Annotated in this window: 16 protein-coding genes; 9 read left to right on the forward strand and 7 right to left on the reverse strand. The window is 58.4% G+C overall.

What is annotated here, in order from left to right; genetic code table 11:
* The first annotated feature begins 4 nt into the window (after window positions 1-4).
* Window positions 5-253 (forward strand): type II toxin-antitoxin system Phd/YefM family antitoxin, encoded by a 249-nt coding sequence (locus tag EH55_RS07020; protein ID WP_037976089.1) that lies wholly within the window; start codon window positions 5-7, stop codon window positions 251-253.
* Window positions 247-516, forward strand: a complete 270-nt coding sequence (locus tag EH55_RS07025) for a Txe/YoeB family addiction module toxin (RefSeq protein WP_037976091.1) — start codon at window positions 247-249, stop codon at window positions 514-516. Before EH55_RS07020 ends, EH55_RS07025 begins: the two co-directional genes overlap by 7 nt.
* Before the next feature lie 56 nt (window positions 517-572).
* On the opposite strand, the gene EH55_RS14575 is transcribed toward EH55_RS07025, so the two are convergent.
* Window positions 573-998, reverse strand: coding sequence for a helix-turn-helix transcriptional regulator (locus EH55_RS14575; RefSeq protein ID WP_201769354.1), 426 nt, complete (start codon window positions 996-998; stop codon window positions 573-575).
* 548 nt (window positions 999-1,546) lie between these two features.
* Here EH55_RS14575 and EH55_RS07035 point away from each other — a divergent pair.
* Together EH55_RS07035 and EH55_RS14885 are read left to right on the forward strand one after the other, a co-directional pair.
* Window positions 1,547-3,007: a sodium:solute symporter family transporter gene (locus tag EH55_RS07035; RefSeq protein WP_037976094.1), complete on the forward strand. Its 1,461-nt coding sequence runs from the start codon at window positions 1,547-1,549 to the stop codon at window positions 3,005-3,007.
* 140 nt (window positions 3,008-3,147) lie between these two features.
* The gene (locus EH55_RS14885; RefSeq protein WP_354378701.1) at window positions 3,148-3,309 is read left to right on the forward strand and encodes a Fic family protein; all 162 of its coding nucleotides are present in this window, start codon (window positions 3,148-3,150) and stop codon (window positions 3,307-3,309) included.
* A gap of 67 nt (window positions 3,310-3,376) precedes the next feature.
* On the opposite strand, the gene EH55_RS07040 is transcribed toward EH55_RS14885, so the two are convergent.
* Window positions 3,377-3,751 (reverse strand): metal-dependent transcriptional regulator, encoded by a 375-nt coding sequence (locus tag EH55_RS07040; RefSeq protein ID WP_037976096.1) that lies wholly within the window; start codon window positions 3,749-3,751, stop codon window positions 3,377-3,379.
* 159 nt (window positions 3,752-3,910) lie between these two features.
* On the opposite strand from EH55_RS07040, the gene EH55_RS07045 reads away from it, so the two are divergent.
* On the forward strand, window positions 3,911-6,190 hold the full coding sequence (locus EH55_RS07045) for a DEAD/DEAH box helicase (RefSeq protein ID WP_236617094.1): 2,280 nt from the start codon (window positions 3,911-3,913) through the stop codon (window positions 6,188-6,190).
* A gap of 42 nt (window positions 6,191-6,232) precedes the next feature.
* Here EH55_RS07045 and EH55_RS07050 read toward each other — a convergent pair whose 3' ends face one another.
* Genes EH55_RS07050 through sdaAB form a run of 5 tightly spaced genes read right to left on the reverse strand, consistent with a single transcriptional unit; the run spans window position 6,233 to window position 8,958 of the window.
* The gene (locus EH55_RS07050) at window positions 6,233-7,027 is read right to left on the reverse strand and encodes an amidohydrolase family protein (RefSeq protein ID WP_037976098.1); all 795 of its coding nucleotides are present in this window, start codon (window positions 7,025-7,027) and stop codon (window positions 6,233-6,235) included.
* Between the two features lie 6 nt (window positions 7,028-7,033).
* Complete coding sequence (locus tag EH55_RS07055) at window positions 7,034-7,264, reverse strand: hypothetical protein (RefSeq protein WP_236617095.1); 231 nt, start codon at window positions 7,262-7,264, stop codon at window positions 7,034-7,036.
* Between the two features lie 23 nt (window positions 7,265-7,287).
* The gene (locus tag EH55_RS14775) at window positions 7,288-7,416 is read right to left on the reverse strand and encodes a hypothetical protein (RefSeq protein WP_256261464.1); all 129 of its coding nucleotides are present in this window, start codon (window positions 7,414-7,416) and stop codon (window positions 7,288-7,290) included.
* 4 nt (window positions 7,417-7,420) lie between these two features.
* Window positions 7,421-8,296 carry an L-serine ammonia-lyase, iron-sulfur-dependent, subunit alpha gene (gene sdaAA, locus EH55_RS07060; protein WP_037976103.1) on the reverse strand — a complete coding sequence of 292 codons (876 nt, stop codon included), beginning with the start codon at window positions 8,294-8,296 and terminating at the stop codon, window positions 7,421-7,423.
* Window positions 8,296-8,958 carry an L-serine ammonia-lyase, iron-sulfur-dependent subunit beta gene (gene sdaAB / locus EH55_RS07065; protein WP_037976105.1) on the reverse strand — a complete coding sequence of 221 codons (663 nt, stop codon included), beginning with the start codon at window positions 8,956-8,958 and terminating at the stop codon, window positions 8,296-8,298. Before sdaAB ends, sdaAA begins: the two co-directional genes overlap by 1 nt.
* A gap of 502 nt (window positions 8,959-9,460) precedes the next feature.
* Here sdaAB and EH55_RS07070 point away from each other — a divergent pair.
* The 4 genes from EH55_RS07070 (at window position 9,461) to EH55_RS07085 (ending at window position 13,573) form a co-directional block, all read left to right on the forward strand.
* Window positions 9,461-10,831, forward strand: a complete 1,371-nt coding sequence (locus EH55_RS07070; RefSeq protein WP_037976107.1) for a sugar transferase — start codon at window positions 9,461-9,463, stop codon at window positions 10,829-10,831.
* A 168-nt stretch (window positions 10,832-10,999) separates the two neighbouring features.
* Window positions 11,000-11,665, forward strand: a complete 666-nt coding sequence (locus EH55_RS07075; protein ID WP_037976109.1) for a GntR family transcriptional regulator — start codon at window positions 11,000-11,002, stop codon at window positions 11,663-11,665.
* Between the two features lie 16 nt (window positions 11,666-11,681).
* Window positions 11,682-12,827, forward strand: a complete 1,146-nt coding sequence (locus EH55_RS07080; protein ID WP_037976111.1) for a DegT/DnrJ/EryC1/StrS family aminotransferase — start codon at window positions 11,682-11,684, stop codon at window positions 12,825-12,827.
* Window positions 12,828-12,883: 56 nt separating this feature from the next.
* Entirely contained in the window at window positions 12,884-13,573 is a 690-nt protein-coding gene (locus tag EH55_RS07085; protein WP_037976112.1) for a zinc metallopeptidase, read from the forward strand.
* The last annotated feature ends 16 nt before the right edge of the window (window positions 13,574-13,589 follow it).

The following is a 13,589-nucleotide window of genomic DNA, read 5'->3' on the forward strand; positions in this document are numbered from 1 at the left end:
CGATATGCTGAATACCAACGTCACAAATTTCAGACGGAATATTTTCGCTCTGCTGGAACAGACCATAAAGTATAACGAGCCGGTGAACGTCAGCACGAAAGACGGGAACGCCGTAGTCATCAGCGAGGAGGATTACAACGATCTTATAGAGACATTGTACATCTCCTCTATCCCGGGCATGAAGGAGAAGATCGTTGAAGGGCTGAATACCCCGCTGGAGGAGTGTATAGCGGAAGATAAGGTGTCATGGTAAGCTACTCTGTCGTCTATACGAAGAAGGCGGCCGCGGATATTCCTAATTTAAAGGCCGCAGGATTAGATAAAAAGGCGCTTGCCCTGATAGACATCATCAGAAGCGACCCATTTCGGTCGCCTCCGCCGTATGAAAAGCTCTTAGGCGATATGCAGGGAGCTTATTCCAGGCGTATCAATCTCAAACACCGCCTGGTGTACGAGGTGGACAAGGAGCGCAATACGGTAAAAATCATCAGTATGTGCTCTCATTATGATTTTTAAAAAGGCAAAAGACGACCGCGCCCCTTAGTCCTGGAGGGGCGTGGCAGCGGCTGTATTTATCTGTCAAATAGGCCCTGTACGGCTTCCGGCGACATTTTTTCTTTCAAAGCTTTCAGATAACCTGCAATAGATTTACGACTCACGCCCATTTTATTTGCAAGCAGCGGCATTGTATATCCGGGATCTTCCATCAGGTACTGCAACACTTGGCTCTCGCGATCAGTCACCTTGTTAGTCACCCTGACGACACGATCTTCCGGCATTGGAAGATATTCAGATTTCAAAGCATTGCATATCTTTTCTATCCCTCGCCCCCAGCTTTCAAGTATCAGCTTCTTTCTCCCTGGATTACGCTGAGCGGATTCGACTTTTTTCTGCACGAGTAATGCCAATGTAAATGTTCTGTTCTCTTCCTTGAAGGGCAGGATATTCTTTGCCCTTTTCTCCGGATCGTTAAGAGATGAAAGCGCCTTTTTTGCCACGATAGAGAACGCCGTCATAAACTGTTTCGGTGACCTCTTCCACAAGCGCCTCGATGTCTTTCAGCTTTTGTCGTCAGTTCGTCAAGTCTGGCCTCGGTTTTCTTTAATTCGGCTTTTTGAGCAGGATTTTTTAAAATTTGTCGTCCTGCGGCTTTTGCTTTTTCGTCTTGACAAAGCGCTTGGGTTATAGTACCATTCGCTTTACCGACGAAGAGCGGTAAAGTTTTTTGTTGCGAAAGGGGGCCGAGATGATGGGAAAAGCGTTCGTAGGTAGCAGCTATTATTATCGCTATTACGCTTATCCCCGCATCTATGACGCCCCGGGGCTTTTCGCCGTTTCTGTGAAGTAAGCGTTACAAGCGATGGAACTTCAGGAACCGCGCCCGCAGGGGCCCGGTTCTTTTTTTATATTAAAAGATTATTTTTGTGAAAGGGAGCGGTAAGGATGTTCGGAACGGATCTTTGGGTGGTTTGCGCGGGGGCTTCTCTTATTTGGGGTGCGGCGTGGTCTCTCGCCTCGATAGTGATAAGGGCGGCGGCGAGGTAAGATGTTCGCCTTCCTCCCCCTATGGATCGGCTACGCGCTCGCGCTCGTCGCGATCGCCAAGTTTTCGCGTGGGCGCGACGCGCTGCTGCCCGGGCGCGTCGGCGTCGCGGTCCAGGCTTTCGCCTATGTCGCGACTTATGTCTCCGCCGTCGCGCTCGTCGGCTTCGGCGGGCTCTGCTATCTTTTCGGGATGCAGATGCTTCTCGTCGCGGCAGGCAACGTGTGGTTCGGAACGTGGTTCGTGTATAAGTATCTCGCGTGGCCGACGCGCCTCTGGCAGAGAAAGCTTGCGGCGCGCACGCCGGCCGAGCTGCTGGCTAAGGCTTACGGCGCCCCGATGCTACAGACTTTCATAGGCGCCGTTTCCACGCTGCTTCTCGTCGTCTACGGCTCGGCGGTCTTCAAGGGCGCGGCGGTGATGGTCTCCGGCGTCGTCCCGCTCTCCACGAACGCGGCGCTCGCGCTTCTCGTCGTGATAGTCGGCGTTTCGGTCGTCTGGGGGGGGCTGCGCGGCGTGCTTTACACGGAGGCGCTTCAGGGGCTGGTGATGCTTATCGGGGTGGGCGCGCTGCTCCTCGCGCTGCTTAAAGCGGTCGGCGGGCCCGTGGAGGGGATCGCGGCCCTCGCGTCGCTGCCGCCGGAGAAAGGCGCGGACAGGGGCTTTTTGGCGCTTTCTTCGGGGGGCGCTGGGCTCAACGTCATTTTCCTCGCGGTGGTCACCTCCGTCGGCATCTGGGCGCAGCCTCAGCTGATTCAGCGCCACTTCGCGCTGCGCAGCCAGGAGGAGGCGCGCCGCGCGGCGCCGCTAGCGATGCTCGCGCTTTCGGTGGTGGTCGGCGGCGCGTATTTCGCAAGCGCGCTTTCGCGCGTGCTTCTCGGCGGCGGCATAACGAATCCGGATACGGTGCTGCCGATTCTCGTGAATAGGCTGCTTCCCTCTTTAGGCCGGCAGCTCTTCGCGCTGGCGATCGTCTCGGCCTCCCTTTCGACGGCCTCGGCGCTGCTCCACATAGCGAGCGGCAGCCTCGGGCGAGACGTGCTGAAGAGGGAGCTCAAAGGCAATTCCTGGCGTGCGGCCGTCATCCTCTGCACGGCGGGCAGCGGCCTCTTCGCGCTGAAGAGCGGCTCGATCATCGCGGTGATATGCTCGACGAGCTGGACGCTTTTGGCCTGCGCGATAATGGCGCCTTACCTAGCGCTGCTGGCGTTCGGCCCGAGGGCCGGGGGCTTCGCCGCCTCCGCGGGCTCCCTCTGCGGTTTCGCCGGCTCGATTGCGTGGTACGCTGCGGCCTACAGGCCGACGTCGCTCTCGCTGACGGGGCTCGCGGCTCCGGGCATAGCCGGCGCGATACATCCGATACTTCCGGGGATAATTTTTTCGGCGGCCGTGATGTTCCTGCTCGCGAAGAGGGAGCCGGCGAAGGCCCCCGCCGAGGCCGAAGCGCAGAGGATCGGCGGATAAATCAAAAGGGCTGCCGCGGCGCGATCAAAGCTTGGCGGTAGCCCCTTTTCTCCGGTCAGTTAACGGCCGGCCCGAACGCTCAAGTTAACCCGCAAGATGACCGCCAAGAAAATGTCTTCGATAAAATTCTGGTTTTCTGTGTGGAGCCGAGGTCAAAACGGGAGATAGTGGGTCATTTGGGATATAAGGATTTAGGAAGCGTCACCCGGTACTATATCAAGCCCCTCCTTGAAAGCGGACGATTGAGGATGGCTATCCCGGGTAAGCCGAAGAGCCGAAATCAAAGGTATATCAAAGCATAAGAAGGTCGAGGCCGCCGCAGAGCTCTGATCGCGCTTGCCGCGGCGGCCTCGGCCTTTATTTTTCCCCTCACATGCCCGAGAGGGATTTTGCAAGGAATTCTTTTATCTTTTCGAAGGTCTCTTCGCTGATTATATGCTCGATGCGGCAGGCGTCGGTCTCGGCGGTCTCGGCGGAAACGCCGACCGTTTCGTGCAGGAAGGCGGTGATCAGCCTGTGTCGCTCGTAGATCGCGCCGGCGCGGGCCTTCCCCGCTTCGGTCAGGCACAATTCCCCGTTAGGCTCCATCGTTATGAAGCCGTCGTCCCTCAATATCCCCATCGCGCGGCTGACGCTCGGCTTGCTGACCGAAAGCTGCTTGGCGACGTCGATGGAGCGCACGGAGCCGTATTTGTTCTGAAGTATGAGAATCGTTTCGAGATAATTTTCGCCGGATTCTTGCATCTATATCACCTTTGTCGTCATTTTGCCTCTATTTTATAACAAAACGCGCCGCGCGTCACTTTTTCGCTTTTTTTCACGCTTTGCCCGGACTTGCAACTTTTTTCTTCATTCCATATACTTTTTAACGGCGAAAGACGCACGCCGTGCGGAGGTGTTTTCGTGGTGCTGGAAAATTATTTTGCAAAGAAGAAGCCGACGGTGGACGATTTGATCCGCATGATCGCGGATATGGGGGGCAGGGCGCCGGCGATAAAAAGGCTGCCGCCCCGCCAGGCCGCCTTCGGCGATTTCGGTGCGCTCGACCACCGTATCGTCAACGCGCTGAAAAAACGCGGCGTAGAGGCGCTGTATTCGCATCAGAGCGAGGCTGTGGCCTGCGCGCTCGCCGGCAAGGACTGCGTGGTCGCGACTCCCACAGCGTCGGGCAAGACGTTCTGCTATAACCTGCCGGTGCTCCACGCGGCTCTACAGGACGCTAACGCGCGCGCCCTTTACCTCTTCCCGACTAAGGCGCTCGCGCAGGACCAGCTCGTTGAGTTCGCGGAGCTCGCCGCGCTTTCGGGTGGGGACGTCCGCGGCTTCGTCTACGATGGCGACACCGACCCCGTGAAGCGCCGCCTCGCGCGCAGCGAAGGGCACATCGTCATCACGAATCCCGATATGCTGAACTCCGGCATACTTCCTCATCACACCAAATGGTCCGACTATTTCAAAAATTTAACGTTCGTCGTCGTCGACGAGCTTCACACTTACAGGGGCGTCTTCGGCTCGCACCTGGCGAATCTTTTCGCGCGCCTCGCGAGGATCTGTGAATTCTACGGCGCGCGCCCGACGTTCATCTGCTGCTCCGCGACGATAGCGAACCCCGAGGAGCACGCGCGCGCGCTGATAGGGCGCGAAGTGACACTGATAACGGAGAGCGGCGCGCCGGCTTCGGAGAAGGAAGTGATAATTTACAATCCTCCTGTCGTCGACTGGAACACGGGCGTCAGGCGCTCGTCGCTCTTTGAGACGGCGAAGATAGCGGCGGCCGCGCTCGCCGGCGGCATAAGCACGATAGTCTTCACGCGCTCGCGCCTCAACGTGGAGCTGCTTCTCAAATCTATAAGGGAGCGCCTCGAAAAGGCCGGCGCCGACCCGTCGATGATCATGGGCTACCGCGGCGGCTATCTGCCGAAGGAGCGCAGGAAGATAGAGCGCGACCTGCGCAGCGGCGAGCTGCGCGGCGTAGTGAGCACGAACGCGCTGGAGCTCGGCATCGACGTGGGCTCGCTCGGTCTCGCGGTGCTTCACGGCTATCCGGGCAGCATCGCGTCGGCTTGGCAGCAGATAGGGCGCGCCGGGAGGCGCGGCGCCGTCTCGGCCGCCGTTATGGTGGCGTCGGCCGACCCGCTCGACCAGTTCCTCGCGCAGCGCCCCGAATGGTTCTTCAAGGCCGCTACGGAGCGCGCGCGCATCGACCCTTATAACCCCTATATACAGGTGAGCCACGTCAAATGTTCGGCGTTCGAGCTCCCCTTCCGCGGCGGCGAGAAGTTCGGCGGGCGGGAGGTGGACGAGATTCTCGATTATCTCACGGATTACGAGGTGCTCCACCGCGTCGACGAGGCCGGCGAGCGCCGCTACTATTGGCAGGCGGATTCTTACCCGGCGGCGGACCTCTCTCTGCGCAGCGCTACGGGAGAAAATTACACGATAACCGATGTCACGGTCGAAAGCAGGCCCGTCGTGATAGGGACGATGGACCGCCGCTCCGCGCCTACTCTGATATTCCCCGACGCGATATACATGCACGGCGGGAAGTCTTACATCGTGCAGTCGCTCGACACGGAAAAGATGCAGTGCTTCATAAAGGAGATGGCGGCGGACTATTACACGGACGGAGACGCGGCTCTGCGGATAAATATCACGGACGACTTCGAGACCCAGGGGAATTACGGCTGGGGCGAGGTCGTAGTGACGCTGACGCCGACGATTTTCAAAAAGATAAAGCTGGCGACGCACGAGAACGCCGGCTTCGGCCAGATAAAGCTGCCGGAGGAGCAGATGCACACGACGGCCTGCTGGATCACGATGCCGGAGGAGCGGCAGGAGGACGCCGGGCTGAAGCTCGCGATGGAGGGGCTGGAGCATTTGATACGCAACACGGCGCCGCTCTTCCTGATGTGCGACCGCGCCGACATATTGGTGACGAGCCGTCTCAAGGACCCACAGCTGCGGCGCGCCGCGCTCTACATAATAGATAACATCCCCGGGGGCATCGGCCTCGCGGAGGGAGCCTTTGAAATAAAGAACGAGCTCGTGAAGACGGCCGTCGGCGTTATGGATTCCTGCGGCTGCAAGAACGGCTGCCCGGGCTGCGTGGGCGCGCCGGCCGGCAATTTCGAGATAAAGAAGGCGGTCAGGGAGCTGGCCGGCGAAATAATGGCCGGGCGGTAGAAATCGGCGGGCGCAGCGGCGCTTGCAAAACGCGATCGCGCGCTAAAGGCTGAGCAGTGCTGCGGCGTTTCTTCCGAGGATAAGATTCTTTTCTTCCCGCGAGAGGCCGAGGCTGTCTATCAGTTCGAGCTCCATCTGCGGCAGGTGCCACGGATAGTCGCTGCCGAATAAGATTTTGTCGGCGCCGTGGCGACGGATTATGCTGCGGAATAGATTCTTGTCGAGCCAGGGGGCGGCGGTGAAGGCGGTGTCGAAGTAGAGGTCGGCCTTTCCGGCGAGCGTTTCGTACACCTCTTTCGCCAAATGCATCCCGCCTAAGTGGGCGGCGACGACTTTAAGCCCCGGGAAGTTTCGCAGGATTTTCAGCAGCATCGCGGGCGTGCATCTTTCTTCTTCCTTGTAAGAGGGGTCCCAGCCGGCGTGGAAGAGCACGACGAGGTTCAGCGCGCGCGCCAGGTCGTAAACGGGGAATATCCTTTCGTCGTCCGCGTCGCAGCGCTGGAGCGGCGGGTGCAGCTTTATGCCCTTCAGCCCCTCGTCGGAAATTTTCCAGACGTATTCGAGCGCGCTGAGCGAATAGGGTATTACGGAGCCGAAGGAGATGAGGCGTTCGGAGTCCACTTCCTTCGCGAATTTCAGGATGTCCTCGTGCTGATGTTCCTTTGTAGCGACGTGCAGCACGACGCTTTTGTCTATCCCCGCCTTGCCCATGTTTTCTATCAGCGCGGAGGCCGTCGCCGCCGCGCGGTACTCCTCATTTTCGCTCTCCGAGAGCTTCTTCATCGCGTAGTCGGCCATTGCGTCTGGGAAGATGTGCGTGTGAAAATCGATGATCATTCAATGTCACTTCTTGTCTTTATCATTTCGTTCGGCGTTTTCTTTCTCCTCTTCGGCACGCCTCTGTTCTTCCTCTATTTCGTCGAGGTAGAGCCGCCATATCTTCAGCGCTATGAGCGCGCAGACGGTGCCTCCGGAGAGCCCCGCCGCTATCGGGAGGGGCCTGGGCGCGCCCGCCGCGTAGCTCCCGAGCCCGCCGAGCGCGTAACCGTAGCATATTATAGTCGCAAAGGACAAAAAAAGAACCACCAAGCGCTTGTTCATCTTATAGCCTTAAAGCCGGCGCGCCTTTCCGCCAAGCGGCCGTTCGACGTTTCTTCGGGCGGCGCGTCGCCGCGTAAGGAGCGCCCGCCGTCCGCGATGAGCGCGTTTTTTATTATAAGGGGCATCGTTTCACTCTCCGATTTTTCTTATGCCGCCGCGCATCAGCTCCGCGGCCGTTTGCGTCGCGGCCAGCCCGCCGAGCGAGGTCTCTCTCAGCGCCGGCGGCAGCATCCTGCCTATCTGTCCCATCGTGTCGATGACCTCGTCGAGTGGTATCACGGATTCTATACCGCTAAGCGCCATGTCCGCGCAGAGAATGCCGTTCGCCGTGAGTATGCCGTTGCGCTTTATGCAGGGGCATTCAACGAGCCCTCCGACCGGGTCGCAGACCAGGCCGAGGACGGATTTAAAGGTCATCGCCGCCGCGTGCGCGCTCATCTCCGGCGTACCTCCCTGTAGGAAGGCGAGCGCCGCCGAGCCCATCGCGGCCGCGGCGCCGCATTCGGCCTGGCAGCCTCCCGCGGCGCCGGAGAGCGTCGCACGGAAGGCCGTCACCTCGCCTATCGCTCCGGCCGTGATCAGCGCGTCGACGAGCATCGCGTCAGTGTCGCGTCCGCCGCCGCAGAAGAATTCCCATGCGAAGAGCATTCCGGGGATGATGCCGCAACTGCCGGCCGTCGGCGCCGCGACGATGCGCCCCATCGCCGCGTTGTAGGCCGCGACCTCCATCGCGGTAGCGGCGGCCGTCGTGACGAATTTTCCGGACATAGCGCCGCGGCGGGCGCGCAGCGCCGGCCCCATCGGAGGCTCGAGGCGGCACGGCTCTTCGCTCGCGCAGGCTTCGCGCACGCTTCTGCGCATGTCCGCGAGGCGCTGCGCCATCTTCGCGCGTATTTCCTCCGCCGGCACGCCGGTCGCGGCGGAGTCGAGGATCAACGCCGCCTCGGGGAAGGTCGTATCGTTTTTGCGGGCCGTGAGGAGGATTTTTTGGACTGCTTTGAGCATCAGCGCTCACCTTCTATCTCTATGACCCGGACTATTGCCGGGTGCAGCTCTTTTATGACTTTCGCATCGACCTTGCCGTCGGAAGCGTCCAGCTCTATGACCATCGTCGCGAGCCCGCCGCGCGCGTCGCGGTGCAGCTTCATCGTCGCGATGTTGACGCCGTGCGCCGAGAGGTAGGAGGCGACGGCGCCGACCACGCCGCTGACGTCTTTGTTCATTATTATCATCGCCGGCAGCGAACAGGATATGTCGACCTGAAAGCCGTCGAGCCTGTGCAGGATGACCGCGCCTCCGCCTACGGAGTAGCCAACCGCTTCAAGCGTACGTCCGTCGCCGGAAATCACGGCGCGGACGGAGTTTGGATGCGCGCCGGCGGCATCTTCGGCGTAAAAGTGAAATTCCAAGCCGGCGCTCCGCGCGATCTTCAGCGCGTCCTTTATCTTCGGGTCGTCCGGCGTCATGCCCATCAGGCCGGCGATCAGCGCCTTGTCCGTGCCGTGGCCGGCCCCCGTGCCCGCGAAGCTGCCGCGCAGGTAGAGGTCGGCCCTCTTTATCTCGCCGCCCCAGCACATCCTGACGATGCGCCCTATATGGGCGGCCCCCGCCGTGTGGCTCGACGACGGCCCGATCATCACGGGCCCGATCACATCCCAAACAGGCATATCCATTCCTCCCGCCGCTTTATCTGCCGCGCAGATAATCTTATAATATCGGATGTGAAATGACAAATGCACTTGACAGCTGACGTGCAGGCACGCAGAGTTTATTTTACGCTTTTCAAAATCGTTCCATTTATATATAAATATTGATTTAATGTAGTATAAAATGTTAACTTAGCCTGCTAAGTCGACATAGAAAGGGAAAAATGTTAAGAAAGCTATTGAAAATAAAGCGGGAATGCCCGACAGTCAGTCATAACTCGGAAGCCGTCATTGCTGATTAAGCGGCTGTCTATGTATGCCATGTAAATAGGCGGCCGTTTTTTTGCCGGAATCGATTCGGGGATGCCGCAGTGAGGTGTCGTGAACTTCGCAAAAATTTTCCCCTGGCGCGTTCGACTGCCACGACGCCGGCATAGTGCTTTTTTTATAAGCGACTGTTATAATTAATCGGTGGGAGCGTGTGGAAAGCGTCGGGATTGTTATTTTGCCGCGGTGACGGAGCATGAAAAATACAGATAGATTTATTTGGCTGAAAAATTTAATAATATTCTTCGTAAGATATTTAAATATCGTCCTCGTAACGCTCTCTGCGGGGTTCGTCTGGAACAACTATTACAACGACTACCTGGGCAAGCCGTTCAGCGCAAGGGGCAACGAGGACTGGCTCCTTTTGTTGCTTTACGCCGTCTTTTTCCATATCTTCTCAAAGATATATAGCGGCTATCGGATAGGCAGCCAGCGTCTCACCGACATCGTATATTCGAATTGGCTCGCGGTCTGCATCACCAACATGCTTATATTCGTGATCCTGATACTCGTCACCGACGCCAACAGGGGCATATCTCTGATATTCTATCTCACGTTCGCCGAGGTGCTCATCATCCTTCTGTGGGCATACTCCGCGAACAAGCTCTATTTCAGGCTCTTCGCGCCGCGCAGGGTCATCTGCTTCTACGGCGGACGCTTCCCCGAGCACGTGCTGCGGAAAATCAGGGAGAGGCCGGAAAAGTTCGAGCTCGTCGATATGTGCGCGTTCGACGGCAGAAAGAATATCGAAAGTATGCTGGAGGGCGTCGACGGCGTGGTGCTCTACAACCTTTCGGAAGAAAAATCCGCGAAGATAATGGCGCTGTGCCTCGGCAAAAAGCTGAGATATTATCTTGTGCCCACCGTGGGGGACATCCTGCTCAAAACCTCCGACTCGATGTTCCTCTTCGACACGCCCCTCTACGTTGCGAAGAATGAGGGGCTGCGCCCGGAGCAGAGAATCGTCAAGCGCTGCGGCGATATATTTTTCTCCTTGCTGGCCATAGCCGTACTTCTGCCGTTCATGCTCGTCATCGCGCTTTTGATAAAGCTCGGCGACGGAGGCCCGGTGCTCTATAGGCAGAAGCGTTGCACGGAAAACGACAGAGTATTCACGATGTATAAGTTCCGCAGCATGATAGTCTCGGCCGAGGAGGAAGTCGGACCGCGGCTCTCCTCGGAGAACGATCCGCGCGTGACGATAGTCGGCGCGTTCCTGCGGCGCTTCCGCCTCGACGAGCTGCCGCAGCTTTTCAACATCCTCAGGGGCGATATGTCTTTCGTCGGGCCGAGGCCGGAGCGCCCCGAGCTCGCCGCGGATTACGTGAAGAAAGTTCCGGAGTTCGCGCTGCGCACCGCCGTGAAGAGCGGCCTCACCGGCTACGCGCAGGTCATGGGGCGCTACGATTCTTCGCCGGAAGATAAATTGAAGCTGGACCTCGTCTATATACAGACCTATTCAGTGCTCTCCGATATAAAAATAATCCTTATGACGATAAAGATAGTGCTCTTCAACTTGAACGAAAAAAAGCGCAAACCCCCACGCGCCGGCCGCTCTGAAGGATAGCTTTTCCCGCGTTTTTACCGTGGGAATACCGGTTGCGATTATCAATTCTTATGTTATCATAAGTTGTTCGTGTACTACAGCCGCGCGATATTCATGCGGCCGTAGTAAATTTATGTGGGCTCGTAAGGTCGTTGTTGTGGAAGAGAATGTTTAGGGGGATTTTTCGTAATGATGCAGCATTCAAGGTTATATAACACGTCTTCGGATTACGTTTATTTCGATCTCCGCGATAAGATCGCAAGTAGAGAGCTGAAGCCGAAGCAGAGGCTCCTCGAGGTCAAGATAGCGACGGAGATGGGGGTGAGCCGCACGCCGGTGCGCGAGGCTCTGCGCAGGCTCGCCAGCGAAGGGCTGGTGAAGATCGTGCCGAACAGCGGAGCGAGGGTGGCTTCCCCGACGCCGAACGAAATGGAGAACGCCTACAGCGTGCGCGAATATCTTGAAAACCTGAGCGTCGAGCTCGCCTGCCGCAACGGGCTCGACAGCCGCGCGATAGAAAGCCTCGAGAGCGTCCTGGCCGCTGAAGAGAGCGCTTCCGAGAAGGAAGACATAGACGCCTTCCTCGAAGCGAACAACGCCTTCCACAGGCTCATCGCGGAATCGGGAAAGAATCAGGTGCTCTGCGAGCATATCGACAGCATCATGACGCGCACTAACGTCTTTATCTTTTTTTGCGACGACTTCGACGAAGAGAAAAAAGCTTCCGTCGCGGAGCACCGCGCTATTTTGCGCGCAATAGCGAAGCGCGACAGGGAGGGCGCCCAGAGGGAGATGCGGGAGCACCTGACGCATTCGCATCGCGCCCTTGCGGCCGCGGAGGGCAAGGTCAACTGAAACGGAGGAGTAATCTATGGCAGAGATCGCAAAAATACCGTCGTTCGACCTTACGAGGAATTACGTCCGCGTAAAAGAGGAGGTAAACGTCGCCGTCCGGAGGGTGCTCGACACCCAGCACTTCATACTGGGCCCCGAGGTCGAGGCGCTGGAGAGAGAGCTCGCCTCTTATCTTGAAGTCAAAAACACGATAGGCTGCGCCTCCGGCACAGATTCCCTTATCCTCGCGATGATGACGCTGAACCTTGAGCCGGGCGACGAAGTCATCACGACTCCGTTCACCTTCTTCGCGACGGCGAGCTGCATCACGAGAAACGGCGGGACCCCGGTCTTCGCCGACGTAGATCCCTTCACTTACAACATAAAGAGCGAAGAGGTGCTGTCGAAGCTCACGCCGCGTACGAGGGCGGTGCTGCCGGTGCATCTCTTCGGGCAGATGTGCCCGCTCGAAGAGATAAAGGACGAGCTGAAATCGCGAGGGGTCGTCCTCATCGAAGACTGCGCGCAGTCTATCGGAGCACACAGGATGATAGAGGGGCGCGTCGCGCGTAGCGGCTCGGTCGGGGATATGGGCTGCTTCTCTTTCTTCCCGACGAAAAATCTCGGCTGCTACGGAGACGGCGGGCTCGTCTCGGTCGCTTGCGACGAAGATCTCGCATCACGCATCAAGCGCCTGCGCGTCCACGGCGCCGGCGACACCTATTTCCACGAAGAGGTCGGCATCAACAGCCGCCTCGACGCGCTTCAGGCCGCGATACTGCGCGTCCGCCTGCGCCATCTCGAAGGCTGGAATGAAGAGCGCAGGATCGTCGCCGAGCGTTACGCGGAGCTCTTCGCAGAGAATGACCTTCTCGAATCCGTCACGCTTCCTGCGGAGGCGAAGGGCGGATTCCACGTCTTCCATCAGTACGTCGTCCGCGCTAAGCGCCGCGACGAGTTGCAGAAGTTCCTGGCCGCGCGCGGCGTCACGACGCGCGTCTATTATCCGCTGCCGCTGCATTTGCAGCACTGCTTCTCATACCTCGGCTATAAAAAAGGAGATTTCCCCGTCGCGGAGATGCTCGCCGACGAGGTCCTCGCGCTGCCGATGTTCCCTGAGCTTCTTCCGGAGGAGCAGCAGTGCGTCGTCTCCGAGATAGCGGATTTCTATCGCGGTGCATAAATTTTGACTAAATTAGACTATAATAGTATTGTCTAATAAAATAGGAGGTGTCGCGGATGTACTATCCGTTTTTTGATTCTACGATGATATTGCTTATACCTGCGCTGATTTTCTCCATGTGGGCGCAGTTCAAGGTCAAGAGCACCTTTGCGAAGTACAGCGAGGTCGGCGCGGAAAGCGGCGTCACGGCGCAGCGCGTCGGCCGCCTGCTGCTGGATATGCGCGGCCTTTCCGGCGTTCCGATCGAGCATATATCGGGGCAGCTTACGGATCACTACGACCCGCGCGCGAAGGTCCTGCGCCTCTCCGACAGCGTAGAGACGAGCCGCAGCATAGCGGCGATCGGTGTAGCGGCCCACGAGGTGGGGCACGCGATACAGGACCAGGAGGGCTACTCCTTCCTGCGCCTGCGCAACTCGATAGTTCCTGGCGTGCAGTTCTGCTCTACGCTGTCGATGCCGCTCTTCCTGATAGGGCTGCTGTTGGGCTCGCTGAATCTGCTGAATGCGGGGATACTTCTTTTCTGCGGCGTGCTCGTCTTCCACCTTGTAACCCTTCCGGTCGAATTCGACGCGAGCGCCCGCGCGCTCAAGCTGCTCTCTGAAACGCGCACTCTGACGCAGGAGGAGCTCTCCGGAGCGAAGTCGGTGCTCGACGCCGCGGCGCTCACCTATGTCGCGGCGCTGGTGATGACCGTTTTGCAGCTCGTGAGGCTTTTGGCTCTGCGCAATTCGCGCCGCAGCTGAGGCGCCGTCGCGCTCC

The organism is Synergistes jonesii (genome assembly GCF_000712295.1).
Lineage (GTDB): Bacteria > Synergistota > Synergistia > Synergistales > Synergistaceae > Synergistes > Synergistes jonesii.

Bases quoted from the DNA above. Each gene is read 5' to 3' on its own strand.
- EH55_RS07020 (WP_037976089.1), top strand. From the start codon at position 5: ATGCTGAATACCAACGTCACAAATTTCAGACGGAATATTTTCGCTCTG.
- EH55_RS07025 (WP_037976091.1), top strand. From the start codon at position 247: ATGGTAAGCTACTCTGTCGTCTATACGAAGAAGGCGGCCGCGGATATT.
- EH55_RS07035 (WP_037976094.1), top strand. From the start codon at position 1,547: ATGTTCGCCTTCCTCCCCCTATGGATCGGCTACGCGCTCGCGCTCGTC.
- EH55_RS07040 (WP_037976096.1), bottom strand. From the start codon at position 3,751: ATGCAAGAATCCGGCGAAAATTATCTCGAAACGATTCTCATACTTCAG.
- EH55_RS07050 (WP_037976098.1), bottom strand. From the start codon at position 7,027: ATGATCATCGATTTTCACACGCACATCTTCCCAGACGCAATGGCCGAC.
- EH55_RS14775 (WP_256261464.1), bottom strand. From the start codon at position 7,416: ATGCCCCTTATAATAAAAAACGCGCTCATCGCGGACGGCGGGCGCTCC.
- sdaAA (WP_037976103.1), bottom strand. From the start codon at position 8,296: ATGCTCAAAGCAGTCCAAAAAATCCTCCTCACGGCCCGCAAAAACGAT.
- sdaAB (WP_037976105.1), bottom strand. From the start codon at position 8,958: ATGCCTGTTTGGGATGTGATCGGGCCCGTGATGATCGGGCCGTCGTCG.
- EH55_RS07070 (WP_037976107.1), top strand. From the start codon at position 9,461: ATGAAAAATACAGATAGATTTATTTGGCTGAAAAATTTAATAATATTC.
- EH55_RS07075 (WP_037976109.1), top strand. From the start codon at position 11,000: ATGATGCAGCATTCAAGGTTATATAACACGTCTTCGGATTACGTTTAT.
- EH55_RS07080 (WP_037976111.1), top strand. From the start codon at position 11,682: ATGGCAGAGATCGCAAAAATACCGTCGTTCGACCTTACGAGGAATTAC.
- EH55_RS07085 (WP_037976112.1), top strand. From the start codon at position 12,884: ATGTACTATCCGTTTTTTGATTCTACGATGATATTGCTTATACCTGCG.